The sequence below is a fragment of the Rhodoferax sp. ZS1R8 genome (assembly GCF_056521325.1).
The window spans coordinates 1-25,013 of the sequence record NZ_JBWMBA010000006.1; the positions used below are offsets into that span (position 1 = coordinate 1).

Here is a 25,013-nt window from a genome sequence, read left to right on the forward strand (position 1 = left end):
CTGTGCTCCTGTTGTGAACCGAGGCCAATTGCCTCATTGCACAACATAGGCATGCACAGGTACTCAGCGCAAACTACATGCGCTGGAGAGGGGCTACCGCGCGAGCGGTTTAGTCCTAAGGCCCATTGCGTACTTTCGCTAGGCGCCAAAGTGGACGTTCAAATCCAGCATTGACGTTTGACTTAAGCGGCGGGACGAAGGCGCGTTCGCTTGAAGGAAGGAAGGGTTAGGCCGTACTAGCGACCTCGTGGCTTGGTATGAGTACCGAGCGAACGCCTACTTTTGTGTACCCGTATTTCTCGAAGAGGCCGAACGAGGCTACCTCAAAGCCGGGTGCAAGGCATGCATGCGTTGCACCCAGCAAGAGCGCCTTGCTCTCAATTGCAGACATGATCACGTTGCAGAGACCCTTCCTGCGGTGCTCTGTCTTAGTAAACATGTCCGACACGTAGCCGAATTCGCCGGATAGGTACACGAGCTGCCCCTTGGCAATGACTTCGCCGCCACTGACGGCGTAGAAGTTATGGATTGATGAGTCGCGTGCAGCGCCTGGATTGGAGATTCCAGGGAGGGAAGCGTAGCGCTCCATATCCTCCGGGGACACGACCTCACACACCGTCACTCCAGTTCCTAGTGGGCGGGCCAACTGATTACTGAGGTTGCGGCCAAGGACGTTACTCACCCACGCCTGCACATACCCTGCCTCAACGAACTTCGCAACCTCGGAATCGAGTTCGGGCGAGAAGAAGTTGACGACATGCTCTTCAGTCTTGGCCGTCCCGCCGCGGATTGCTTCCAGGCTCTCGCTGGGAGAGCCCTCAGAGAAGAACTCCCGCGTGTACGCGAACTGCCGCGGCCACGGCCAATCAAGTGCCGACGCGTATCGGACCTCTGTCGTCATTCCGATCTCTTGCACTAGGGCACCGACCTCGACGCGCTCTCGGTGGGCCAGGGATCGGATGAAGGCGTGGACGGCGTTGTATTCCATGCTGCGAGTGGAAAGTACGGTAGACAGTGCGGCCTAACGAACAATGTTTGGAAGAACCATGAGAATCGTACCAAACTTGAAGTCTACGACTGACTCATTACCGGCATCTCAGTAGACGTCCCGTAAGCCGACTTTCGCGGATGACAGGTTTCGCCCCACTTCGGACCGATGGCTTCCCAGCGTGGGGCTGACAATTTGAGTCAATTGTGTTCCAGAAAGTGGCCACAGACCGAAGGCCGCAACTGGCCCCGACCAGCGGTGGCCGCGAATGTCCGCACCGTAGTTGTAGGCAGACCAGTTTTAACTCACAGCATTCGCTTCGTGCGTCTGGGTCATCCGAGCATTAACCCTCGCCGCGTGCGGAGGGGTGACCACGTGCAGTTTGCAAGGCGGCAAGCTCGACCAGTGCGCGGCGTGACGATTCTTGTCGCGGTTCGTTGAGTTCTATTCGAATCGCGAGGGCCTCAGAGATACGTGCCCCCGCATCGGCGAATCGCTGCTGCTCAGCGAGACTACGGCCCCAGTGGTGCAGCACCAACGCTTCCAGTCGACGCCAGCCGCTTACCCTCGCAAGTTCAACGGCCTTAACGAAGAACAGATCGGCCTGGTCCCGTCTACCGCAATACTGAAGGGCGGTTGCATATGCATTCCAGAACCAGCCCACTGGCTCATATTGGAGATGCATCTCAGCATGAACCATATGCTTCTCCAGGAGCAATACTGCTTCAGCTTCCAGTCGCGCGGTGGTGAGCATGCTTCCGAGGTCGGCTGCCGCATCGACAATTGCAAGGGTCTCGCCAGTTTTAACTGCGGTTGCCAACTTGGCCCGCATTTCGGCAATGCTACCCGCAAGTGCGACAGGGTCCGGTGCGCCAAATCGCATGAACTCGGCTACGGGGTAGGTCACGCGTCAGTTCGCTTCGAAGGTTGACTTCGCGATGTTCAAAGCAGTCGCGGCAGTTGGCCAGCCTGAGTAGAAGGCAAGATGGGTAATCGCTTCAACAATCTCCTCCTTTGTGAGACCGTTTTCCAGGGCTTTCTTTAAATGAAAAGGCAATTCGTTCTGCCTGTAAAGCGATACCAGGGACGCAACCGTAATCAAGCTGCGTTCTCTCTTTGAAAGGCCCGGACGTTCCCATATGTCGTTGAAGAGAACGTCGCTGCTCAACTCAATGAATTTCGGTGCCAGTTCGGCAAGTGGGTGTGAATCAAGTGTCGTGTTTGAGGTTGTCATACGCGGCGTGGGTTCATGGGGGAATGTCAACTGCTTCAATCACTGGCTGACCAATTCAAATCAGTATAGGCGGGCTGTGGCCGGGGCATGCGGGAGATCCGTGACGCTAAGAGAGTGCCGGCCCCACCAGCGCTATACCCCAGATTTTCTGTTGGGGGCGACAAAGCTCTACTGGGGTTAAGCTTCAGGTTTCCTCGCCTAGAACCTCGTCATGAAATCAACTCTTCTCAGTTTTATCCCTACTTTGGCACTTTCCACAGCGCTTGGGCTCGCTGCCAATGCCAACGCTTCGGGCCCGAAAATCGGTAGCTTCGGCGTTGACCTGAGCGCGCGTGATTTGTCGGTCAGGCCCGGCGATGACTTCAACCGCTATGCCAACGGCCAATGGCTGGACGCCTATCAATTCAAGGACTATCAGGTCAGCTTCGGTTCATTCAACAGTTTGCGCGAAGACTCAGAGGTACAAACGCGGCAGATTTTCGACGCCTTGGCCAAGCGCACTGATCTTGCACCAGGCAGCAACGAGCAGAAGGTGCGAGACTATTACGCCAGCTATATGAACCGTGATGCGCGCAACGCGGCCGGTATCAAGCCGCTTAGACGGGTGCTGGACAAGATTGCGGCGATCAATTCAATGCCGGCGCTCGTTGCGGCCTTCGGCCGTTCCAATGTGGATGGTACGAATGCTCCCGTTAACGCCAGCGTTAGCCTTGATCGCAAAAATCCAGATCGCTACCTGATCGACATCAGAGTTCGCGGGTTCGGATTGCCGGACAAAGACTACTACGTCAATCCGGAACCGCGCTTCGTCGCGATCCGCGCTGCGTATGTAGAACATATCCAAAAAATGCTCGGCTTTGCCGGTGTGGAAGACGGCAAATCTCAAGCAGAAGCAGTCTTTACACTCGAAGCGGCGCTGGCCAAGGAGACCTGGGAGCGGGCTGAGTTGCGCAACCGCGACAAGACCTTTAATCCAACCCAGTTTGCCGATTTGTCGAAGCTGTATCCCGGCTATGACTGGACCATGCACTTTAAGGCGCAGGGTCTGCCGATTCCCGCTGAGGTCAACATCGACACGCCGAGCGCAGTTGCACCAATTCTCAGCATCGTCAACCAGACGCCCTTGCCGGTCTGGCGCGACTATTTGACCTACAGTGCCATCGACCACAACGCAGGCCTGCTCAGCAAGGAAATCGACGACGCGGCGTTCGCTTTCAAAGGCACGATTTTGTCCGGGCAAAAAGCACAAAAAGACGACTGGAAGCGTGCGATCGAGATCGTCGGTGGCAGCCGGGGTTTGGGCGATGCTGTCGGCCAGGTGTATGTGGCCAAGTTCTTCACCCCCGAATCGAAGGCATCGATGGATGCATTGGTGGCCAACCTTCGCCTGGCCTTGCGCCAGAACCTGAGCAAGATTGATTGGATGGGTGAAGCCACCAAAGCGCAAGCCTACAAGAAGCTCGACGCTTTCAAGCCAAAGATCGGTTATCCAAACAAATGGAGAGACTATGAGTCGGTCAAGATCGTGCCCGACAACCTGATGGCTAACGTATTGGCGATGCGCCAGTACTACGCGAATGACGAAAGCGCCCGCATTGGCAAGAAAACCGACCGCGACGAGTGGTTCATGACGCCACAGACAGTGAACGCTTATTACAACGGCGCATTCAACGAAATCGTGTTTCCGGCGGCAATTTTGCAGCCTCCGTTCTTTGATGCAAATGCCGATGCGGCGGTGAATTACGGCGCTATCGGTGCCGTGATAGGCCATGAAATGGGCCACGGCTTCGACGATCAGGGCAGTAAATCTGATTGGCAGGGCATACAACAGAACTGGTGGACCGATGCCGACCGTGCGAATTTCGAAGCACGGGTGAAAGCGCTCGGTGCGCAATACAACCGGTTTTGTCCGTTGGACAAGATTTGCGTCAACGGAGCCTTGACCATGGGTGAAAACATTGGCGATCTCGGCGGCTTATCGATGGCATACACCGCCTATCACCTGAGCCTGCAAGGCAAGGAAGCACCGATTCTCAACGGACTGACGGGAGACCAGCGTTTTCTCTTGGCCTTTGCCCAGGTCTGGAAAACAAAATACCGCGACGAGGCTCTGGTCAATCAGATCAAATCGGATCCGCACTCGCCGGCAATGTTTCGCGCCAATGGGCCGGTGCGCAATTTCGAACCCTGGTACAAGGCGTTTGATGTGAAACCGGGCGACAAACTGTATCTGCCACCGGAAGAACGCGTTCGCATTTGGTAAGCCGACAAAGCGGGGGCGTTCTCCCCGCCGGTTTAGCCTAAGCCTCACTCCCCGCTCTGCTGCTGCAACGCCCACATCTCCGCATAACGCCCCTGTGCCGCAAGCAGCGCAGAATGATTACCCCGCTCGATAATCCGCCCGGCATCCATAACCAGGATTTCATGGGCATCTACTACCGTGGACAGCCTGTGCGCGATCACCAGCGTGGTCTTGTTGCGGGCGACGCTTTGCAGTTCGGCCTGAATGGCGCGCTCGTTAGCCGAGTCCAACGCCGACGTGGCTTCGTCAAAGATCAATATCGGCGGATTCTTCAGCAGGGTGCGGGCAATCGCCACGCGCTGCTTCTCGCCACCAGATAGTTTGAGACCACGCTCGCCCACCATGGTGGCGTAGCCTTTGGGCGTGGAACTGATGAAGTTGTGGATGTGCGCAGACGCGGCGGCGTCTTCCACCTGCTCGCGCGTGGCGCCGGGCTTGCCATAGGCGATGTTGTATTCCACGGTGTCGTTGAACAGCACGGTGTCTTGCGGCACGATGCCAATCGCCTGGCGCACGCTGGCCTGCGTCACCTGCTTGATGTCCTGCCCGGCAATCAGAATGCGGCCTCCCTCGTGCGGGTTGCTGACATCGTAAAAGCGGAAAAGCAGCCGCGCCAGGGTGGACTTACCCGAGCCCGACGGACCAACCACGGCTACTGTCTTGCCGGCAGGGATTTTGAAACTGATGTTGTGCAAGATGGTGCGGCCGCCCCCGGGATTGGCTGCACTGGGCAGGTCGTAGGAAAAGCTGACATTCTCGAATGCCAACGGCGTATCGCCCTGCAGCTGCAGCGGCTGCGCGCCGGGTAGGTCTGCAATCTCGCGCTCTCGCTCCATCAGTGTGAACATCTTTTCCAGGTCGGTCAGGCTCTGCTTGATCTCGCGGTAGATAACGCCCAGAAAATTCAACGGAATATAAAGCTGAATCATGAAGGCGTTGACCATGACCAGATCGCCCAGCGTCATTCGACCATCTACAACGCCCTGGGTGGCGCGCCATAGCATAGCGACGAGTCCGGTGGCGATGATGAGTTGCTGGCCAGTGTTCAACATGGACAACGTGGTCTGGCTCTTGAGCCGTGCACGCCGCAGACGCTCCAGGCTTTCGTCGTATCGCTTGGCCTCAAAGCCTTCGTTGTTGAAGTATTTAACGGTCTCGTAGTTCAGCAGTGAATCTATTGCCTTGGAGTGGGCGGCCGAATCAAACTCATTGGCCTCGCGGCGGAACTTGGTGCGCCACTCGGTGACCAGCACGGTGAAGGTGATGTACAGCGCCAAAGCACCCAAGGTGATCCATGCAAACCAGACATCGAACTTGACCGCCAGAATGGTCAGCACCATGGCCACCTCCAGCAACGTGGGCACGATGCTGAACAGAGAGAACGAGATCAGCGACTCGATGCCGCGCACGCCGCGTTCAATGTCGCGCGTCATCCCCCCGGTCTGGCGCTCCAGGTGGAAGCGCAGGCTCAAAGCGTGCAGGTGTTCAAAGGTCTGTAGCGCAATGCTGCGCGCTGCGCCTTGCGTGGCCTTGGAGAACACCAGTTCGCGCAGTTCGGTGAATGCTGAAGTAGACAGGCGCAGCGCACCATATCCCAACAACAGCGCAACCGGCACGACCAACACCGCAGCCGGGTCACCGGGCTTGTAGCTCATGCGGTCCACCAAATTTTTCAACAGCAGTGGCACGCCCACGTTGGTTAGCTTGGCGCCCACCATGAAAAGCAGCGCAAAGACCACGCGCCACTTGTAGGCCCATAGATACGGGAAAAGCCGCCGCATCGTGGCCCAGTCAGATTTGGGTGGGGTGGCGGATGCTGTGGGTGTGGGTACAGGAACAGAGGCTGGGTGGCTAAGATCGCGCATGGGGGAGAAGTATTTTGGTCAGTCCTGCAAGAGGTTAGGATTGTGCCTATGTCTACGAATTCAAGCCCATCCGGCCTCCAACTGCCCAAAGACGAGGAACTGGTCCTCAAAGTCATCCCCATGCCGGCGGACTGCAATGCCAATGGCGACATCTTTGGCGGCTGGGTCATGGCCCAGGTCGACTTGGCCGGCTCCGTACTGCCCGCGCGCTATACCCAAGGCCGCATGGCGACAGTGGCCGTCAACGAGTTTGTGTTTAAACACCCGGTACGGGTCGGTGACATCCTGTCGTTCTTTTCCAAGGTCACGCGCATCGGGCGCACATCCATCACGGTCAAGGTGGAGGTCTACGCCGAGCGCTATGGCACACAGGGCCAGTACATCAAGGTGACGGAAGCATCTGTGACCTATGTGGCGATTGACGACCAGGGACGGCCGAGAGAAATTCCCCGCGCGTCGACGCCTGCCTGACAGGCCACCGGCCGTGCGCAAAACCAAATAGTGCATGGAAATGGGGCGGCTTATTGGCGGATTGGCATCCGGCATATTCCTGAAAATCTGGGTACAACACTAGGCCTAAGAGCGTTCTTCGCACACAGGCCGGTGCTATTACCCAGCGTAAAGGAAGCACCATGTCCGTATCCAACGTTCACAACACCACGACCAATGCCGTTGCCAGCGCGAGCGCCAGGAACAGGGCCGCGGCAAACACCGCCGCATCGTCGTCCTTTGCCAGCGTACTGAGCACTGCCAGCAACGGCACACCCTACACGGACGAAGAGGTGAAGAATTTCTTCGCCAGCAAGCCCACGGCCAAGCAAATAGCGGACAGGGCGGCATCCCTGGGGCTCACCGAAGACCAGATCGCGCAGGCCATGACCGTCGGTGGCTTTGAGGGCAGCAAAGACAATGCACTGAAGGCCCAGATCGAGGGCTTCGTAGCCAACGCCGGCAATGGATTTGCGTGGGATGCGACCGGCGTGCTGACCACCGCAAAATCCACCGTGCAGGCAGCATCCACCGAAAAGGTCATGCCTGCGGCAGCGGATATCAAAGCCTTTTATGCCAGCCATCCCACCGACGCGCAAGTGACGGAAAAGGTCAAGTCGCTGGGGCTCAATGCCGCGCAGATGGTGCAGTTCCAGGCCACCGGAACCGGGATGAACATGAAGCAGATCAGCGCGCCGGTGCTGGAAACCATGTTTGTAGACGCCGCAAACCGCTTGGGAACAGATATTGGCGGCGGCAAGCATGGCGGGTGGACATCGTATTTTTCGCCGACGTTGGGACGTGCCATCAACAAAAGCGAAATGCAAACTTTCTTCGCTGGCAAGCCCAGCCAAAGCCAGATATTCCAGAAGGCCTCGGAATTGGGATTGGGCGTTTCGGCCGTCAACAACATGATGATTGGCCTGGGGATTACCAAACCTCAAGACATGAACAGTGCCTACGCCCAGATGGACTTCTCACTGTTCCAGGGCAAAGACGGCTACAGCCAGGACCAATACGGACACATCGTTGCAGGCGGTGGCAAGGTCTACGTCGAAGCTCCCGACCACTCGAGTGGATCCTGGCAGCCCAGAACGTCAGGCGACGGCTCGACGGCGACTGCATAACACCTAGCAGGCTGGTAAGCTCGCGGCTATCGGTACCCTTTTTTACTCCCCTTCTGCTGCTGCCGGGTTGTCAGCACTGGCATACTCGAGCAGAGAAAATGGCAGATTAAAAAAAGGGAGTGTCCATGCAATTTTTGAACGTTAGCCGCGCCGCCGCGATAAGCGGTGTGGTTGTGGTGCTGACCGCGTGTGGCGGCGGAGGTAGCGGCAGTAGTTCGACTAGCGGGTCCACCCCGACACCCGTAGCGCCCACGCCTTCCACCCCGGCGCCCATCGCAACCAATCCTGCCCCACCCATCCCAGCTGCCAAGTGGCGCGCCACAGGGGCACTTCAGACGGCACGAGCTGCACACACAGCCACTGCATTGCCCAACGGCAAAGTTCTGGTTGTCGGCGGTTCCACCTCAGCCGCTGGCGTCGGCACCTCCGGTGTCGAGTTGTATGACCCCGGGACGGGGTCCTGGTCAGCAGTCGGAGCGCTACTATCTGCCCGGTTTTGGCACACCACCACGCTGCTACCCAACGGCAAGTTGCTAGTCGTTGCAGGTTTCGTGCAAGGCACGCGCAATGTTGAGCTATACGACATGGCCAGCAATGCCGCGACAGCCGGCCCCAATCGACCCACCACCAGCAACCGCGGCCACACAGCTACGTTGTTGCCAAACGGCAAAGTGCTGGTCACCGGTGGCTACGCGGGTGACAACACCAACCTTCGCGCAGCCGATCTCTACGATCCAGCAACCAATTCCTGGACAACTGCCGCGCCCATGACCCAACCGCGCAATGGACACACGGCCACGCTGCTTCCAGATGGACGCGTGCTGGTCTACGGTGGTGGTTCCTCGGCAAGCGGGGCCGAAATGTATGACCCTGCATCCAACACCTGGACGGCCGTTGCCAAGCCTCCCGTCGAGCACTACATGGTTTCAGCCACACTGCTGCCGAACGGCAAAGTGCTATTTGTCCCAAGCCTCGGTATCGATGGGCAAGCGGCCGAACGCAGGGCAGCAATGTATGACCCGGCTGCCAACACGTGGACGCTGGCAGGCACAATTTCCACAGATCACGTGAACCACACTGCAACGCTGTTGCCCAATGGCACGGTGCTGGTAACCGGTGGCGGGCGCTACTCCGCCGCAACCGGATTCACGACGGCAACGGACATCACCGAGCTGTATGACCCGGCGAGCAATACCTGGTCAATCACCAATGCACTGGTGGTGGGTGCGCGATCGGGGCACTCGGCAACCCTATTGCGCAGTGGCTCCGTGCTGGTCGTCGGCGGATCAGAGATCGATGGTTTTGGACAGCCCCCACGTGCAGACGCGGCCCTTTATGAATAGTTGGACGTTCACCCAAACTTCAGCAGACACCCAACGCAGTTGACGCACGCTATTTAAAGCATAGCAACTTGACGAGCACTGGCCGGGGCTGTAGCTTAATTTTCTTTGAACTCGCCATGCCGCCCATCCCCCGCAGCGAAGCGCGCGGCGCCTTCCAGTCCGTCCGCAATGCAGCCTTTGCCACGCACCCATTCCTGGTGCAGCGCATGCGGCATGTCCAGATCCCACTGCGCGTAGGCGCTGGCTCTATCTGCCAGCATGGTGTGCTGTGGAAAGCGGGCCAACTGCTCGGCCAATGCCACAGCGGCGGCTAGCGCTTCCCCAGTGGGAACCACGCGATTGCACAAACCCATCCGCAAGGCCTCTGCTGCTTGCACCTTGCGCCCCGTCAGTATCAGATCCATCGCGTGGCCCATACCGATCAGGCGCGGTAGACGCACGGTGCCGCCATCGATCAAAGGCACACCAAAGCGACGGCAGAACACGCCGAAGTAGGCGTCCTCCTCCATGACGCGCATGTCACACCACAGCGCGAGTTCCATGCCACCGGCCACCGCAGCGCCGCTAACGGCGGCAATCACGGGCTTGGACAACAACAAGCGCGACGGGCCCATGGGGCCGGCCGGCCCGGGCCTTGCGCTTGCATAGTCTTCGGTAGCAAAGTCCAGACTCGCAAAGGGATTCGTACCCTTTTGCATCTGCCCTGCCATGCGTGCACCGGCCTGCAGATCCCAGCCCGCACAGAAGTGCCCATGTGCCCCATGGAAAACCGCCACGCGCGCGTCGGGGTCAGCATCGAACGCCACAAACGCGTCGTACAACATGCGGGCCGTGTCGGCATCAACGGCGTTGCGTACGTCGGCACGATTGAGTGTTACCACGATGACAGCGCCTTGCTTGCGGGTTTCTACGGGGGCTTGCATGCAATGCATTAAACAGTCTCGCGGGAGACACCGTGATCAGTGACAACCCTAACGGGGAATCGGGTAGCACCAGCTATAACCGTGGAGCAAAAAAATAATAGGAGACGATGTGCTGTTTCTTCAACTGGTGATCAGCGGGATTGCACAAGGGTGCATCTACGGGCTGATTGCACTGGGCTTCGTGCTGATCTACAAGGCCACCGAGACCGTGAGCTTCGCGCAAGGCGAGCTGATGATGCTGGGCGCCTTTGGCGGACTCGTGGGCATGACCATGCTGGGTTTCCCTTACTGGCTGGCCGTCATCAGCGCGATTGCGGCCATGGCCCTGTTCGGCGTGGTGCTGGAGCGCGCGGTCATCCGTCCCATACTGGGGCAGCCCGCTTTTTCGGTGGTGATGCTGACGATTGGCATCGGCTACGTGGCACGCGGCGCCATCACCATGGTGCCCGGTATTGGCACCGACACACAGGCACTACCGGTTCCGTACAAGGATGAAATCTGGAACGTCGCCGGTGTGGTGCTCAATGTGGAGCACATGGCGGTGATTGGTGCGACGGCGGTGTTGTGTGTGCTGCTGTTCGCGCTGTTCCGCTACAGCAAGCTCGGCATCGCGATGCAAGCTGCTTCGCAAAACCAGTTGGCCGCCTACTACATGGGCATACCTGTGCAGCGGCTCAATGGCATTGCCTGGGGTCTGGCCGCTGCGGTGGCGGCGATTGCAGGTCTGCTGCTGGCGCCCATCACTTTCGTGCATGCCAACATGGGCTTCATCGGGCTCAAGGCTTTTCCCGCTGCCGTTGTCGGGGGCTTCGGCAGCCTGCCCGGCGCCATTGTGGGTGGGCTTGTGATAGGCATCGTGGAGTCGCTGTCGGGCTTCTATCTGCCTGACGGTTTCAAGGACACCGCAGCCTATGTGGTGGTGCTGGTCATGCTGATGGTCAAGCCCAACGGATTGTTTGGTGAAAAGCTCAGGAAAAAAGTCTAATGCGTTTCATCTTCAAAACTGACTACGGCCAGGACATCAACCTCGCCAAACATGGCGGCCATCTGTTTTGGTACGGCGCATTGCTGCTTCTATTGCTGGCAGCGCCCTGGCTGTTTGCTGAGTACTGGCTGGCACAACTGACTTTGGTCCTGATCTATTCCATCGCAGGTCTGGGCCTAATGCTGCTTGCCGGCTTCACCGGCCTGTTCTCGATGGGGCATGCGGCCTTCCTTGGCGTGGGGGCCTATACGCATGCGGTGCTGACGAATATGGGCGTGCCCTTCCCGATTGCGCTGGCCTGCGCCGCCGGCCTGTCGGCAGCCGTGGGTTTGGTCGTGGGGTTGCCGGCCCTGCGCGTCAAGGGCATTTACCTGGGCATCGCCACGCTGTCCTTTGGCTTCATCGTCGAAGAGGTGTTGGCGCGCTGGGAATCGGTGACCGGCGGCAACGCTGGCATTCACATCAAAAAGCCCAATATCTTCGGCTGGGTGCTCGACTCTGGCGAGCAGTTCTACTTTCTGTGCCTGCTGATCACCGTGGCGGCCACACTAGGCATCCTGAATTTGCTGCGCTCCCCCACCGGTCGCGCGTTTGTGGCGATACGCGATTCAGAAATCTCCGCACAGAGCATGGGCATCCATCTGGCGTACTACAAGACCCTGTCTTTTGCGATTTCCGCCGCGCTGGCCGGCGTTGCAGGTGCTCTGTATGCACACAACCTCCAATTCATTTCGCCGGACCAATTCAACATCCTGCAGTCCATCGACCTGCTGTTGATGATCGTGATTGGAGGCGCGGGTTCGGTACACGGGGCGTTTCTGGGCGCCATCTTTCTGATCAGCATGCCGCAAGTCATCGCCATGTCCAAAGACCACCTGCCGGCCGTAGTAGGCCAGGCCCCGGGGCTGCAGGGCCTGGTCTACGGCCTGGTACTGATTGCCTTCGTGCTATTTGAACCCCAAGGCCTGTACGGGCGTTGGCTGAAGATCCGAACCTACCTGCAGATGTTCCCGTTCTACCGCAAGGGCATGTTCAAGCGGCAAAAGTCTTTCCAGAAATCTGACAGGCTGAAGTAATGAACAACACTCTCCTTTCAGCCAAAGATCTCAGCGTGCGCTTCGGCGGAGTGCTGGCGGTAAATAACGTCAGTTTTGACGTCAAGCCAGGCGAGGTGTTCACGCTTATCGGCCCCAATGGCGCCGGCAAGACCACAGTGTTCAATCTGATCAGCCGCATCTATACGCCCACCACCGGAAGCATCGATTTCCACAGTTCCAAGGGCATGCTCCAGCTCACTGCGCAGCCGCCGCAGAACGTGGCCTCGCTGGGTATAGCGCGCACCTTCCAAAACATCGAACTGTTCGAACACGCCTCCGTGCTGCACAACCTGTTGATCGGCCGGCACACGCACCGCGCCACGGGCTTGTGGCAAGACCTGTTCTTTACGTCCAAAGTCCGCGATGCGGAGCTCAAGGCGCGCGAAAAAGCTGAAGAGGTCATAGAGTTTTTGAGCCTGCAACACTACCGCGACACCTTTGTAGCCGGCCTGCCCTACGGCGTGCGCAAGGTCGTCGAGTTGGGGCGCGCCCTGTGCACCGAACCCAAGTTGCTGCTGCTAGACGAACCCTCCAGCGGATTGAACGTGGAAGAAACCGACGACATGGCCTTCTGGATTCAGGACATCAAACACGAGTTGGGCATCACCGTGCTGATGGTGGAGCACGACATGTCGCTGGTCTCCAAAGTATCGGACCGGGTGCTGGCCATGAACCAGGGCGAAATGCTGGCCATGGGCACACCACGGGAGGTTCAGAACGACCCTGGCGTTATCGAAGCCTATCTGGGCTCGGTGGATGATGTGTCATCGCTGCGCCGCCAGGCATCTGGCCAAAGCTTTGTTGCGGGGCGCGCATGAGCACATTGCCCCCGCCCATCAGCGATCTGCCCGTGCTGAAGCTGCTCAACGTCGAGAGCGCTTACGGGCCCATCAAGGCTATACGCGGCGTAAGCCTGCAGGTGCGCCGCAGTGAGATTGCTACGGTTCTCGGCTCCAACGGCGCCGGCAAGACAACGATTCTGAAGACCATCTCCGGCATCATCGATCCGCGCAAGGGCAGCATCGCGTTCAAGGGCGAAGACATCACAGCGCAGGACCCTGCCCTCATCGTGCAGCAGGGCCTGAGCCACGTGCCTGAAGGGCGTGAAGTGTTTCCGCTTCTCAGTGTCTACGACAACCTGCTGATGGGTGCCTATACCCGCTCGGACCGCGATGGTGTTGCCAAAGACATGGAGACCGTCTACGCCTACTTCCCGATTTTGAAGGAGCGCGCCACACAACCCGCAGGCCTGCTGTCGGGCGGGCAGCAGCAAATGCTGGCGATCTCGCGCGCGCTGATGGCCAACCCTGATCTGATCCTGCTAGATGAGCCCAGCCTGGGGTTGAGCCCGAAGCTCACCAAGGAGATTTTTGAGATCGTGGTGCGTATCAACCGGGAACGCGGCACCACCATCCTGCTGGTAGAGCAAAACGCCAATATGGCGCTCAACGCATCCGACTACGGCTATGTACTGGAAAACGGCCGCATCGTCATGGAGGACACCTGCGCCCACCTGCGCGAGAAGGACGACATCAAGGAGTTCTACCTGGGGCTTAAGGAAGACGGTGTACGCGGCGAGCGGCGCTGGAAGAAAAAGAAGACCTGGAGATGAATGTGACCCCCACGCTCCACCGCTCCGCGGGTCGCTGCCCCCCAAGGGGGCCAATTTGCCTTGGGGCGGCCCGGCGGCAAATCGTGACCCCCACGCTCCACCGCTCCGCGGGTCGCTGCCCCCCAAGGGGGTCAATTTGCCTTGGGGCGGCCCGGCGGCAAATTTTTAGGACCTTTTCATGAGCCAACTCTGGGACACATCCAAGATCCAGCCGTGCAACGACATTGTCCTGCCAGGCGAGACCATTCCCGCCATGTTCTGGAATGCGGTCACCCAACGCGGCCCCAATGTCTGGATGCGACAAAAGCATCTGGGCCTGTGGCGCAGCTGGACGTGGACACAAACCGCAGAGGCCGTACGCGAAATTGCAGGTGGCTTGCTAGCGCTGGGGTTTGCCAAGGGCGATTGCGCCTCCATCCTGGCCAACACGGTTGTCGAGTGGGTCTTTGCGGATCTGGGCGTGCTGTCCGCGGGCGGCGTGTCCAATGGCATCTACCCGACCGATGCCGCTTCGCAGGTGCAGTACCTGTGTGCGGACTCACGCACCACCATTCTGTTTGTCGAGGACGACGAGCAACTGGACAAGGCGCTTGAGGTCCGTGCGCAACTGCCTGGCCTGCGCAAGATCGTCGTATTTGACATGGACGGCCTGCGCGACCTGAACGACCCCGGCGTCATCAGCCTAGACACCCTGCGAGCGGTGGGCCACGACTACCTGATCAAAAACCCCGGCGTGGTCGAGCAACGCGTGGCTGCGTGCAAGCCCACCGACTTGGCCATTCTGGTCTACACGTCCGGCACCACCGGCAAGCCCAAGGGTGCCATGCACCTGCACCAGGGGCTGGTGTTTACCGTGCGCGGCTACAACGCCCTCGTCGCCCAGGACGCGCGCGATGAGCGCATGTGCTTTCTGCCGCTGTGCCACATTGCCGAGCGCATGGGCGGTGAGTATTTTGCGATGTACACCGGCGCCAAAATCAATTTCGTCGAGAACCCCGAAACCATTCCGGAGAACGTGCGCGAGATTGCGCCCACCGTCTTCACCGCTGTGCCACGGGTCTGGGAAAAGTTTTACTCCGGCGTGATGATTTCCTTGAAGGAAGCCGGGCGCGTGCAGCAGGCGGCCTATGCCTGGGGCATCGGTGTCGGCACAACCATCGCCGACCGTGTACTGGCGGGTCAGCCAGTCAGCAGCTGGCTCAAGCTCCAATTTACGCTGGCACGCTGGCTCGTGCTGAACAATGTGCGCAAGCTCATTGGCATTCACCGCGCGCGTTTTCTGGTAACCGGCGCGGCCCCGATATCGCCAGACCTGGTGCGCTGGTACCTGGCGCTGGGCGTGCCCATGCTGGAGGTATGGGGTATGACCGAGACATGCGGCGCCTCGACCGGCGTTCCGGCTGGCAAGATCAAGCCTGGCTCCATAGGCCCAGCCGCAGCCTTCAACGAGGTCAAGCTAGACCCAGCCACCGGCGAAATTTTGGTGCGCGGCAAGAACGTGTTTGCCGGCTACTTGAACCTGCCCGAGAAGACCGCCGAGACCCTGGACAAAGACGGCTGGCTACACACCGGTGACGTGGGTGTCGTGGATGCGGATGGCTATTACCGCATCACCGACCGCATGAACGACATCATTATCACGGCGGGCGGCAAGAACATCACGCCCAGCGAGCTGGAAAACGACCTCAAGTTCTCGCCTTACATCACCGACGCGGTGGTCATTGGTGACAAGCGCCCTTACCTGACTGTCATCATCATGATCGACCAGGAAAACGTGGAGAAGTTTGCACAGGACGCCGATGTGCCTTTCAGCAACTATGCGTCGCTGACGCAATCGCAGGCCGTACAGGCGCTGATTCAGGCCGAACTGGATCGGGTGAATCATAAGTTTGCCCGGGTGGAGCAACTGAAGAAATTCTTCCTGCTCGAAACACAGTTGACAGCCGAAGACGAGGAACTCACACCCACCATGAAGCTCAAACGCAAACTGGTGGAGAAAAAATATGCAACCCAAATTGACGCCATGTATGTCTAATGGCCCCCGCCCTACACCCGCAACCCCTTCCACAACCCCTCCCACGACCTACTGGACGCCCATGAAAACTAAAACTGCCCTTACCCTCGCCGCCCTCACGATGCTGGCCGGCACCGCCTTTGCTCAGCAGGGCATCAGCAAAAACGAAATCCTGATCGGCACGATCCAGGACCTGTCCGGCCCACTGGCGGGCTACGGCAAGCAAGCGCGCGCCGGCATGGAAATGGCCATTGAAGAGATCAACGAACAGGGCGGCGTCCATGGCCGCAAAATCAAGCTGCTGGTTGAGGACTCTGGCTACGACCCCAAGAAGGCGATTTTGGCGGCGCAAAAATTGGTGAACCAGGACAAGATCTTCATGATGGTTGGGCATATCGGCACAGCGCAAAACGAGGCCGCCATGCCCGTGCAGTTTGAGAAGGACGTCATCAACTTCTTTCCGCTGACCGCCGCACGCTCCATGTACGAGCCGTTCCACAGACTCAAGTTCTCGGTGGCCCCCACCTACTTTGAGCAAATCCATTTGTCGTTGCCCAAGCTGATACGCCAAAAGAACGTCACCAAGGTCTGCACGATTTACCAGGATGACGATTTTGGCCAAGAGGTTTTGCAGGGGACTGAAGAAGGGCTGAAGGCCGCCAAGATGACGCTGACCGACAAGGCTTCGTTCAAGCGCGGTGCGACCGACTTCTCGTCGCAAGTGGCCAAGATGCAGGCCAGCGGTTGCGAACTGGTTGTGCTGGGCACGATCATCCGCGAGACCATTGGCACGATAGGCACCGCCCGCAAAATGGGCTTCAACCCCATTTTCATGGGCAGCAGCGCTTCCTACACCGACATCATCCACAAGGTGGGTGGCAAGGCTGTGGAGGGCTACTACGCGACCAATACCGCGCAATTCCCCTATGCCGATGACGCTTCGCCGGCCGTGCGCCGCTGGGCCAACAAATACAAGACCCAGTTCAACGAGGACCCGTCTGTTATCTCCGTATTTGGCTACACCTCGATCAATGTGTTTGCCAACGCCATGCGTGACTCCGGCGACCGCCCCAGCACATCCAAGTTCATCCGCGCCATGGAAGTCACCAAGGTTCCGGGCGATATATTTGGCGCGCCGCCGCTGAAGTTCACACCCACGCGCCGGCTGGGCAGTGATGAATCCCGCCTGTCGCAGATTCAGGACGGCCGCTGGAAGGTCGTCATCGATTACGCCAGCAAGTAACTGAGCGCCACCACGCCTTCTTGTAGCCGCCCCCCTCTCAGGACACCCATGATGCAATTCAACACTGCGCTAACTATCGCAGCCGTAGCGCTGGCCGGCACGGTTGCGACGCACGTCTGCGCCTCGACCGCGACCTCCCAAGGCGTGAGCAAGGACGAGATTTTGCTCGGCTCCATTCAGGACTTGTCGGGCCCCATCGCCGGATTTGGTAAACAGGCTCGCCTGGGAATGCTTCTGGCAGTGGACGAAATCAACGAGCAGGGCGGCATCAACGGCCGCAAGCTCAAGATCATCGTGGAAGATTCTGCCTACGACCCCAAGAAGGCAGTGCTGGCTGCGCAAAAATTGGTCAACCAGGACAAGATCTTCATGATGGTGGGCCACATTGGCACGGCACACAACATGGCCGCCATGCCGGTACAGTTTGAGAAGAACGTCATCAACTTCTTCCCCATCACCGCCGCGCGGGAAATGTACGAGCCCTTCCACAAGCTCAAGTATTCCTATGCTGCCACTTACTTTGACCAGATGCGCAATGCTGTGCCCAAATTGATCAAGGAAAGAGGCGTCAAGAAGGTCTGCACCATGTACCAGGACGATGACTTTGGCCTGGAAGTGCTGAAGGGCGCAGAGGCTGGCCTGAAAACGGTCAACATGGAATTTGTCGAGAAAACATCGTACAAGCGTGGCGCCACAGACTTTTCGTCGCAGGTGTCCAAGATGCAGGCCGGCGGCTGCGACATGATTGTGCTGGGCACCATCATCCGAGAGACCATTGGCGCCATTGCCACGGCGCGGAAGTTGGGCTACAACCCCATCTTTCTGGGCTCCAGCGCCTCGTACACCGACCTGATCCACAAGCTGGGTGGCAAGGCTATGGACGGCCTATACGCGACGATGACCGTGCAAAACCCCTATCTGGATGAGGCATCGCAACCGATCCGCTTCTGGGCCAGCAAGTACAAGACCAAGTTCAATGAAGACCCCACCGTATTCTCGGTGTACGGCTACTCCATCGTTACCAGCTTTGCCATGGCGGCCGGCCGTGCGGGCAAAAACCTGAATACCGAAAGCTTCATCAAGGTCATGGACAGCCTGACTATCGAGCCTGATTTCTTCGGTGGCGCAGTGCAGTCTTTCACTGCAACCAAGCGACTCGGTAGCGATGCATCGCGCCTGTCGCAGATTGTGGATGGCAAGTGGAAAACAGTTTCCGACTACTTTGGCAGCACCGCAGCAGCAGCGCCTGGCAAGAAATAGGTTCAGCCCAAGCACACACAACAAAGAGCCACCCGCGGGTGGCTCTTTTATTCCTGCAGCGCTACTTTGCCTGCGGTGCGGCCGCTATGCCGGGCGGCTGGGGGTGAAAGCGAACCATGGCATGGGTGTCGGTGAATTGACCGTCGCGCATGGCGTAACCCCGCATCGTGCCCTCGATCTCAAAGCCGAATTTTTTGTACAGGCCGATCGCCCGGACGTTGTCTACATAGACGGTGAGCTCCAAGCGCAACGCACCCACCCAGCGGTCCGCGTATTCGCACATCGCCGCCATTAACGCACTGCCCACGCCCTTTTCCTGAGCGGTGGCGATCACAGATATACCCAGCATCCACGCATGGCGGCGGCGTTGCGATGCGCCTGCGGGGTGCAGGCCGGCTGTACCGACCACCGCCCCGTCCAGCTCGGCCACCAGCAACAGATCGGTCTTGCCGGGCGCTGCGCTCTCAACCAGGCGCGAGCGCCACAACTCTTCATTGGTGTAGGGCATCTGCATCAAACCGGGGTACACACTGGGGTCGCCCATGATGCGGGCATAGGCTGCTGCGTCTTGCACGCTGGCACGGCGAACGGTGAGGGACATGGTGGCTGGTTCCGCGCGGGGGCGGTCTGAACAAGGAACCCCGTTTGTATCAGGAAACGATGTACGCGCCAGCCCCGGTGGACAGTAGCTTGCCATCAGCACCCAGAAACTCCATGCGCGTGGACGCCACGCGCGAACCCAGGCGCATGACTTCGGCCCGCAGCTCGAAACTCTCGCCAATTCCGGGGCGCAGGTAGTCAATACGCAGGTCGATCGTCCCCAGCTTGCTAAAGCGGTGCAGGCGCTGCAACGGCGCCTCATCCATGTGGCGCGCACCAATGGCAGCCATCACGGCCAGGCCGCCCATGGCATCCAGCCCGGCGCTGATGACGCCACCGTGGATGCGGTTGAAGCTGTAGTGACCCACCAGCTCGGGCTTCATCGCGATATGGGCGATGACCTGCTCAGGTTTGATGGAAGCTATCTTCAAGCCCAGCACTTTGTTGAAAACGATGGACTCTTCAAAGATGCGGGTCAGGCCTTGCAGGAATTCGGGTTCGAACGCGACGGCGTCGGGCGTCGCGGCTGTATGTGGTGTAGTTTTAGGCATGGTGCAGTATCAGATACCGAGCTGACGAGAGGCCAACTCTTTCATGATTTCTTCGGCACCACCGCCAATCATCATGACCTTGACCTCGCGGTAGATGCGCTCAGAGGCCGTGCCGCGCATGAAGCCCATGCCACCCAGAATCTGTACCCCCTGATCGGCGCAGAACTGCATGGTTTGGGTGGCGTGGTTCTTTAGCAGGCAGACCTGGGCCACCCACTCCGCGCCCTTGGCCGATTTGTCGCCCCGGTCACCGGCATCGGCGCGGGCGGACACGGCGTTCAACCACGCGCGCGTCGACTCGATGCGCATCTTCATGTCCATCAGCTTGTGGCGGATCACCTGGTGGTCTACCAGCGTAGTACCAAAGGTTTTGCGCTGCTGCGCCCAGGCCAGCGCTTCGTCGTAACAGCACTCGGCAAAGCCCAGCGCCATGGCCGACATGGACAATCGTTCACCATTGAAGTTGGTCAGAATGATCTTGAAGCCTGAGCCCTCTTCGCCGACCAGATTGCCCACCGGCACGCGCACGCCGTCAAAACGGATCTGTGCCGTGTCGGAGCACAGCCAACCCATCTTCTTGAGAGGGCTGCGTGACAGGCCCATCGCATCGCCCGGAACCATCAGCATCGAGATCCCCATCGGTCCCTTGTTCTGCAGGTCCGTGCGCACCGCCACCGTCAGCCAGTCGGCACGTACGCCGGAGGTGATGAAAACCTTTTCGCCGTCGACAACGTACTCGTCGCCCTCTCTGCGCGCCGTGGTTTTGAGCGCAGACACATCGGTGCCGCCACCGGGTTCGGTGATGCACAGCGCAGCGATCTTCCTGCCGGCCAGCACATCGGGAATCACCTGCTGCTGTAAGGCGGCGCTGCCGTGGCGCACCACCGGCGGCAGACCAATGTTATGGCTGAACAGGCTCGCCATGAGGCCGCCGCTGCCGCCGTGGCGGGCTAGTGCAATCGTCATTGCATTGCGCAGACTCCACGGTGCGGGCGTGCCGCCAAACTGCTCGGGGTAGCCCATGGCCAGCCAGCCCATGTCGGCGGCGCGCTGGTACAACTCGCGTGGGAACTGACCCGCCTCTTCCCAAGCCTCCAGATGCGGTTTGACCTCGGTCTGCACGAAGCGGCGCACGCCGTCCTCTATGGCGGCAATATCTTCTGCGCCAACGGTGAAGTCATCCATGCTCATGCGGTCTTGCGTTTTGCCACGCCCATGGTCTTGGCGATGATGCCCATCATGACCTCGTCCGCACCACCACCTATCGACCCTAGCCGGCCATCACGGAACAGGCGTGCCACCTTGTTCTCCCAGGTGTAGCCCATGCCGCCCCAGAACTGCAGGCAGCCATCGGCCACGATGCGGTTGAGCCGCCCGGCTTTCAGCTTGGCCATCGATGCCAGCTCCAGCACGTCCTGGCCGCTGACATACAGCTCGCAGGCGCGGTAGGTCAGCGCACGCAGGGCTTCCACCTCGGTCTTCATCTCAGCGAGCTTGAACTGCACCCACTGCTGGTCGGCCAGTGTGGCGCCAAACATCTTGCGCTCCTGTGCCCACTCCACCGTCCATTGGATGCAGTTGTTCAGACTCTGCAGGCCACTGGCTGCGCACCACAGGCGCTCTTCCTGGAACTGCTGCATCTGGTAGACGAAACCTGCACCCTCCTGACCGATCAGGTTGCGCTGCGGCACGCGCACCTCGTCGAAATAGATCAGGCCGGTGTCGCTGGAATGCATGCCGATTTTTTTGATCTTCTGCGCCACCTCAATGCCTTTGCGAAGCTTGCCGTTCTCTCGCATGGGCACCATGACCAGGCTTTTGTTCTTGTGTGCGGGCCCGTCGCCCGTGTTGACCAGCATGCACATCCAGTCGGCCTGCAGGCTGTTGGTGATCCACATCTTCTGGCCGGTGATGACATAGTCGTCGCCATCCTTGCGCGCCCGGCTGGTGATGGCCGATACATCGCTGCCCGCACCCGGTTCGCTGACACCGATGCAACCCACAGCGTCACCGGCAATAGCCGGCACCAGGAATTCTTTCTTCAACTCTTCGCTGCCAAAGCGGGCCAGTGCCGGCGTGCACATATCGGTCTGCACACCAATAGCCATGGGCACGCCACCGCAGTCCACATGGCCCAGTGTTTCGGCCATGGCCATGCCATACGAGTAGTCCAGCCCCATGCCGCCATAGGCCTCGGGTTTGGTCACGCCCAGCAGGCCAAGGTTGCCCAGCTTCTTGAAAACCTCGTGCGCCGGGAACTGCTCGGCTGCTTCCCATTCGTCCACATGGGGGTTAATTTCGGCGTCGATGAAACGCTTCAGGGTTTTCTGGATTTCGAGGTGTTCGTGGGTGAATTGCATGGTATTGCTCGCAAAAAATTGTGCGGTCTAGACCTGAAACACCTTCGGTGTCTCGGCCCTATGAAAACCGTTGAAGGGCTTGACCGCATCGCGCGCCTGCACGGCGGCATCGGGCACGCGCATGGGGTAGCCGGTGCGCGCCTGCGGCCGGGCACCGTCTATGCGCAAGGTGGTGCCGCTGATGAATGACGCGGCCGGGCTCAGCAAGAACACGATGCCGGCAGCCGTCTCCGCCTCGGTACCAAAGCGGCCGGCGGGAATGGTCTTGGCCATCTCGCGGATCATGGGCGCCATCTCGGCGGGATAGTTGTCCATGCCGCTGGATGCGATATAGCCCGGCGCCACCGCGTTGACCCGCACGCCTTTGCCCGCCCACTCCACCGCAGCAGTTTCGGTGAAGCTGACCATACCGGCCCGCGCTGCGCCGCTGTGGCCCATGCCGGGCATGGAGCCCCACATGTCAGCCACGATGTTGACGATCGCGCCACCCGTCTTGTTCATACCTTGCAGATAGCATTCGCGCGCCATCAAAAACCCGCCGGTCAGGTTGGTGTTGACCACCGCCTCCCAGCCCTTGGCGCTGATGGCTTCCAGCGGTGTCATGAACTGGCCACCGGCGTTGTTGACCAAACCGTAGACCGGGCCGTGCTGCACATTGACGGCCGCCACGCACTGCTTGACCGCATCTTCCTGGCGGATGTCACAGACCTGGAAGCTGACCGTGCCACCGTCCTCTGTGATCTCGTCCGCCACCTTTTGCAGCTTCTCGACCTTGCGGCCGACCAGCGCCACGGTGGCACCCAGCGCCGCCAGTTCATGCGCCGCGCAGCGCCCAATGCCCGAGCCACCGCCGGTGACGATGACGACTTTGCCCGCGAATAGGTCCGGGGCAAATACAGAACCGTAAGACATCATGATCCCTTCAAAAACAAATCCATCGCAGCGTCCGACAGCTCCTGCAGCGACGCACCTTTCGTGGCATCAAACCACTGCACCGACCAGTTCAGCGCACCCAGAATCAGCAGCCGGGCCAGGCGCACCGGCGCACGCAGTTCACCGCTGGCCTGCAATGCGTTTAACACCGGCAGCCAAAGTGCCTCGTACTCGGCAATCAACTGCCCCAGCGCCTTGTGCTGGCGCGGCGGCAGCGAGCGTGCCTCGTACAGCATGACCGGCACGAAATCACTGCCCGGCCCCAGCAGCACGTCGAAGTGCACGGTGACCAGCACGCGCAGTTGGGCCGCCGGCGACAAGTCTGCATAGCCCGGCCCCTGCGTAGCGGCCAGCAGACGGGCCAGTGCAGAGCGCATGCCCTCCTCCATGACGGCATACAGCAGCGCATCCTTGCTTTTGAAGTGGTAGAACGGTGAGCCGCTTTGCATGCCGGCGGCGGCGGCAATGTCGCGCGTGGTGGTTGCGGCAAAGCCCTTTCGCCTGAACAGCTGGGCGGCGGACAACAACAAGGCCTGGCGGCGGTTGCCATCGTCACGCTCGTCCACCGTTTTGCGGGGGCGGCCACGCGGGCGCTTGGGAGAGGTGTCGGGCGGCGGCGGCGCTACGTCTGGCTTCATGCCGCTGACGATACCAAATCCAGCTATTTATAGCAAGCGTTTGCTTTGTAAAAATATAGGGCTAGTGGCCATGCGTGCATTTTGAACCAATCTCTAGAGCCAAAATGGCCTGTAGCCCTCGTGGAACGAGCGTAAGCAGCTCCTGAATTTATAGCAATCAAGAAGGTTTGGCTTGCGGCAGCACACGGGGCAGCACCAAGTTAAAGTGCGTGCCGCCGCCCAGCACGGACGTCACGGTGACGCGGCCGCCAAGCGTCTTGCTCACCAGGTTGCGCACAATGGCCATCCCCAGGCCGGTACCGCCCTTGCCGATCTTGGTGCTGAAGAAGGGCTCAAACAGCTTGGCCAGATGGTCGGGTGCCATGCCTACGCCGTTGTCGATGAACCCCAAGCGCACCTGGTCGCCGTCTTGGCGCGCTTCAATGGTCAGCACGCCGTTGCTGCGGCCCTCAAATGCGTGCAGATACGCGTTGTTGACCAGATTGATGACCACCTGCCCCAACGGGCCGGGCAGGCTGTCCATGGCAAGGCCTTCGGGTATATCCACCACCACTTGGTGCGGGTGGTGTTTGAGGCCGGGGCTCAGCGTGTGCAGGATCTCATTGACCATTGCGGCCAAGTCAAAGTTGCGGCGCTGCTCGCTGGCCTGGTCGGCAGCCACCTGGCGGAAATTTGCAAGCAATTCAACCGAGCGTTCCAGGTTGCGCTCTAACAGAGCCAACCCTTCGCTGGCCTGCTCCATGTACGTCGCCAAGCCCGATCGCTTGAGGATACCGGCGTGCATGTCGCGCACCACATCGCGCGTGTGCTCGGACAGTGTGCCTGCCACCATCTTGCAATTGCCCAGCGGTGTGCCCAGCTCGTGCGACACACCGGCGATCATCGTGCTCAGCGTGGCATTGGCGGCGCTGTGGGCCAGCTCTTCTTGCGAATGCTGCAGGCGTTCCAGTGCGTGCAGCAGCTCTGCAGTGCGTTCGGCGACACGGGTTTCCAAATTTTGGTTCAGGTCTTGCACCTGGCGCAGGGTCTGGCGAAGCATCAACTGCGAACGGACCCGCGCCCGGACCACCGAGGCGTTGACAGGCTTGGAAATAAAGTCCACTGCCCCGAGACGCAAGGCAGCGGATTCTTCCTCCGGGTTGTTATGACCCGTCACAAAAATAATCGGAATGTCGCGCGTGCGGGCGTCAGACTTCAGGTGCATACAGACTTGGTGACCGTCCATGACTGGCATGACGACATCCAACAAGATCAGGTCTGGCAGTTGCCGTGCGCACAGGGCCAGCGCTTGCGCGCCGGTCGTGGCTGAGCAGATTGCGTAGTCGTCTTTGAAGATATGGTGCAGCAGCTGGATGTTGAGTATCTGGTCATCCACCAGCAACAAGGTCGGTTTGTGCGTTGTGGATGCTGTCATATCAATGACAGACTCTGCGCTAAAACGATCCGCAA

23 protein-coding genes are annotated in these 25,013 nt (G+C 59.5%); 11 read left to right on the forward strand and 12 right to left on the reverse strand.

Annotated elements, in window-relative coordinates:
* Window positions 1-226: 226 nt before the first annotated feature.
* The 3 genes from AC097P_RS19500 to AC097P_RS19510 form a co-directional block, all read right to left on the reverse strand.
* Window positions 227-988 carry a GNAT family N-acetyltransferase gene (locus AC097P_RS19500; RefSeq protein WP_479612100.1) on the reverse strand — a complete coding sequence of 254 codons (762 nt, stop codon included), beginning with the start codon at window positions 986-988 and terminating at the stop codon, window positions 227-229.
* A gap of 343 nt (window positions 989-1,331) precedes the next feature.
* Complete coding sequence (locus AC097P_RS19505; protein ID WP_479612101.1) at window positions 1,332-1,895, reverse strand: hypothetical protein; 564 nt, start codon at window positions 1,893-1,895, stop codon at window positions 1,332-1,334.
* Window positions 1,896-1,898: 3 nt separating this feature from the next.
* Window positions 1,899-2,222: a carboxymuconolactone decarboxylase family protein gene (locus AC097P_RS19510; RefSeq protein ID WP_479612102.1), complete on the reverse strand. Its 324-nt coding sequence runs from the start codon at window positions 2,220-2,222 to the stop codon at window positions 1,899-1,901.
* Window positions 2,223-2,433: 211 nt separating this feature from the next.
* On the opposite strand from AC097P_RS19510, the gene AC097P_RS19515 reads away from it, so the two are divergent.
* Window positions 2,434-4,485, forward strand: coding sequence for a M13 family metallopeptidase (locus tag AC097P_RS19515; protein ID WP_479612103.1), 2,052 nt, complete (start codon window positions 2,434-2,436; stop codon window positions 4,483-4,485).
* A 44-nt stretch (window positions 4,486-4,529) separates the two neighbouring features.
* Here AC097P_RS19515 and AC097P_RS19520 read toward each other — a convergent pair whose 3' ends face one another.
* Window positions 4,530-6,305: an ABCB family ABC transporter ATP-binding protein/permease gene (locus tag AC097P_RS19520; RefSeq protein WP_479612104.1), complete on the reverse strand. Its 1,776-nt coding sequence runs from the start codon at window positions 6,303-6,305 to the stop codon at window positions 4,530-4,532.
* 132 nt (window positions 6,306-6,437) lie between these two features.
* Here AC097P_RS19520 and AC097P_RS19525 point away from each other — a divergent pair, with 132 nt between their 5' ends.
* The 3 genes from AC097P_RS19525 (at window position 6,438) to AC097P_RS19535 (ending at window position 9,348) form a co-directional block, all read left to right on the forward strand.
* Entirely contained in the window at window positions 6,438-6,860 is a 423-nt protein-coding gene (locus AC097P_RS19525; protein WP_479612105.1) for an acyl-CoA thioesterase, read from the forward strand.
* Window positions 6,861-7,021: 161 nt separating this feature from the next.
* Complete coding sequence (locus tag AC097P_RS19530; RefSeq protein ID WP_479612106.1) at window positions 7,022-8,005, forward strand: hypothetical protein; 984 nt, start codon at window positions 7,022-7,024, stop codon at window positions 8,003-8,005.
* Window positions 8,006-8,130: 125 nt separating this feature from the next.
* Complete coding sequence (locus AC097P_RS19535) at window positions 8,131-9,348, forward strand: Kelch repeat-containing protein (protein WP_479612107.1); 1,218 nt, start codon at window positions 8,131-8,133, stop codon at window positions 9,346-9,348.
* A gap of 95 nt (window positions 9,349-9,443) precedes the next feature.
* Here the strand turns inward: AC097P_RS19535 and AC097P_RS19540 are convergent, their stop codons facing one another.
* Window positions 9,444-10,271, reverse strand: coding sequence for a crotonase/enoyl-CoA hydratase family protein (locus AC097P_RS19540; RefSeq protein ID WP_479612108.1), 828 nt, complete (start codon window positions 10,269-10,271; stop codon window positions 9,444-9,446).
* Between the two features lie 109 nt (window positions 10,272-10,380).
* Between AC097P_RS19540 and AC097P_RS19545 the strand changes: the two genes are divergently transcribed.
* The 7 genes from AC097P_RS19545 (at window position 10,381) to AC097P_RS19575 (ending at window position 18,482) form a co-directional block, all read left to right on the forward strand.
* Window positions 10,381-11,256 (forward strand): branched-chain amino acid ABC transporter permease, encoded by an 876-nt coding sequence (locus tag AC097P_RS19545; RefSeq protein ID WP_479612109.1) that lies wholly within the window; start codon window positions 10,381-10,383, stop codon window positions 11,254-11,256.
* On the forward strand, window positions 11,256-12,332 hold the full coding sequence (locus AC097P_RS19550) for a branched-chain amino acid ABC transporter permease (protein ID WP_479612110.1): 1,077 nt from the start codon (window positions 11,256-11,258) through the stop codon (window positions 12,330-12,332). Before AC097P_RS19545 ends, AC097P_RS19550 begins: the two co-directional genes overlap by 1 nt.
* Complete coding sequence (locus tag AC097P_RS19555) at window positions 12,332-13,171, forward strand: ABC transporter ATP-binding protein (protein ID WP_479612111.1); 840 nt, start codon at window positions 12,332-12,334, stop codon at window positions 13,169-13,171. The genes AC097P_RS19550 and AC097P_RS19555 overlap by 1 nt, the downstream gene beginning before the upstream one ends.
* Window positions 13,168-13,965, forward strand: a complete 798-nt coding sequence (locus AC097P_RS19560) for an ABC transporter ATP-binding protein (RefSeq protein ID WP_479612112.1) — start codon at window positions 13,168-13,170, stop codon at window positions 13,963-13,965. The genes AC097P_RS19555 and AC097P_RS19560 overlap by 4 nt, the downstream gene beginning before the upstream one ends.
* A 178-nt stretch (window positions 13,966-14,143) precedes the next feature.
* Entirely contained in the window at window positions 14,144-16,000 is a 1,857-nt protein-coding gene (locus AC097P_RS19565) for an AMP-dependent synthetase/ligase (RefSeq protein ID WP_479612113.1), read from the forward strand.
* Between the two features lie 61 nt (window positions 16,001-16,061).
* Window positions 16,062-17,222: an ABC transporter substrate-binding protein gene (locus AC097P_RS19570; RefSeq protein WP_479612114.1), complete on the forward strand. Its 1,161-nt coding sequence runs from the start codon at window positions 16,062-16,064 to the stop codon at window positions 17,220-17,222.
* Window positions 17,223-17,273: 51 nt separating this feature from the next.
* Entirely contained in the window at window positions 17,274-18,482 is a 1,209-nt protein-coding gene (locus AC097P_RS19575; protein ID WP_479612115.1) for an ABC transporter substrate-binding protein, read from the forward strand.
* 61 nt (window positions 18,483-18,543) lie between these two features.
* Here AC097P_RS19575 and AC097P_RS19580 read toward each other — a convergent pair whose 3' ends face one another.
* The 7 genes from AC097P_RS19580 to AC097P_RS19610 all read right to left on the reverse strand — a co-directional run bounded on the left by AC097P_RS19580 (window position 18,544) and on the right by AC097P_RS19610 (window position 24,978).
* Window positions 18,544-19,083, reverse strand: coding sequence for a GNAT family N-acetyltransferase (locus AC097P_RS19580; protein ID WP_479612116.1), 540 nt, complete (start codon window positions 19,081-19,083; stop codon window positions 18,544-18,546).
* A gap of 49 nt (window positions 19,084-19,132) precedes the next feature.
* A complete protein-coding gene (locus AC097P_RS19585; protein WP_479612117.1) occupies window positions 19,133-19,633 on the reverse strand; it encodes a thioesterase family protein in 501 nt (166 codons plus the stop codon).
* A gap of 9 nt (window positions 19,634-19,642) precedes the next feature.
* Complete coding sequence (locus AC097P_RS19590) at window positions 19,643-20,824, reverse strand: acyl-CoA dehydrogenase family protein (protein WP_479612118.1); 1,182 nt, start codon at window positions 20,822-20,824, stop codon at window positions 19,643-19,645.
* Complete coding sequence (locus AC097P_RS19595; protein ID WP_479612119.1) at window positions 20,821-21,993, reverse strand: acyl-CoA dehydrogenase family protein; 1,173 nt, start codon at window positions 21,991-21,993, stop codon at window positions 20,821-20,823. Before AC097P_RS19595 ends, AC097P_RS19590 begins: the two co-directional genes overlap by 4 nt.
* Before the next feature lie 27 nt (window positions 21,994-22,020).
* Entirely contained in the window at window positions 22,021-22,905 is an 885-nt protein-coding gene (locus AC097P_RS19600; protein ID WP_479612120.1) for an SDR family oxidoreductase, read from the reverse strand.
* Window positions 22,905-23,564 carry a TetR/AcrR family transcriptional regulator gene (locus AC097P_RS19605; RefSeq protein ID WP_479612121.1) on the reverse strand — a complete coding sequence of 220 codons (660 nt, stop codon included), beginning with the start codon at window positions 23,562-23,564 and terminating at the stop codon, window positions 22,905-22,907. Before AC097P_RS19605 ends, AC097P_RS19600 begins: the two co-directional genes overlap by 1 nt.
* Window positions 23,565-23,721: 157 nt before the next feature.
* The gene (locus AC097P_RS19610) at window positions 23,722-24,978 is read right to left on the reverse strand and encodes a response regulator (protein ID WP_479612122.1); all 1,257 of its coding nucleotides are present in this window, start codon (window positions 24,976-24,978) and stop codon (window positions 23,722-23,724) included.
* Window positions 24,979-25,013: the final 35 nt, after the last annotated feature.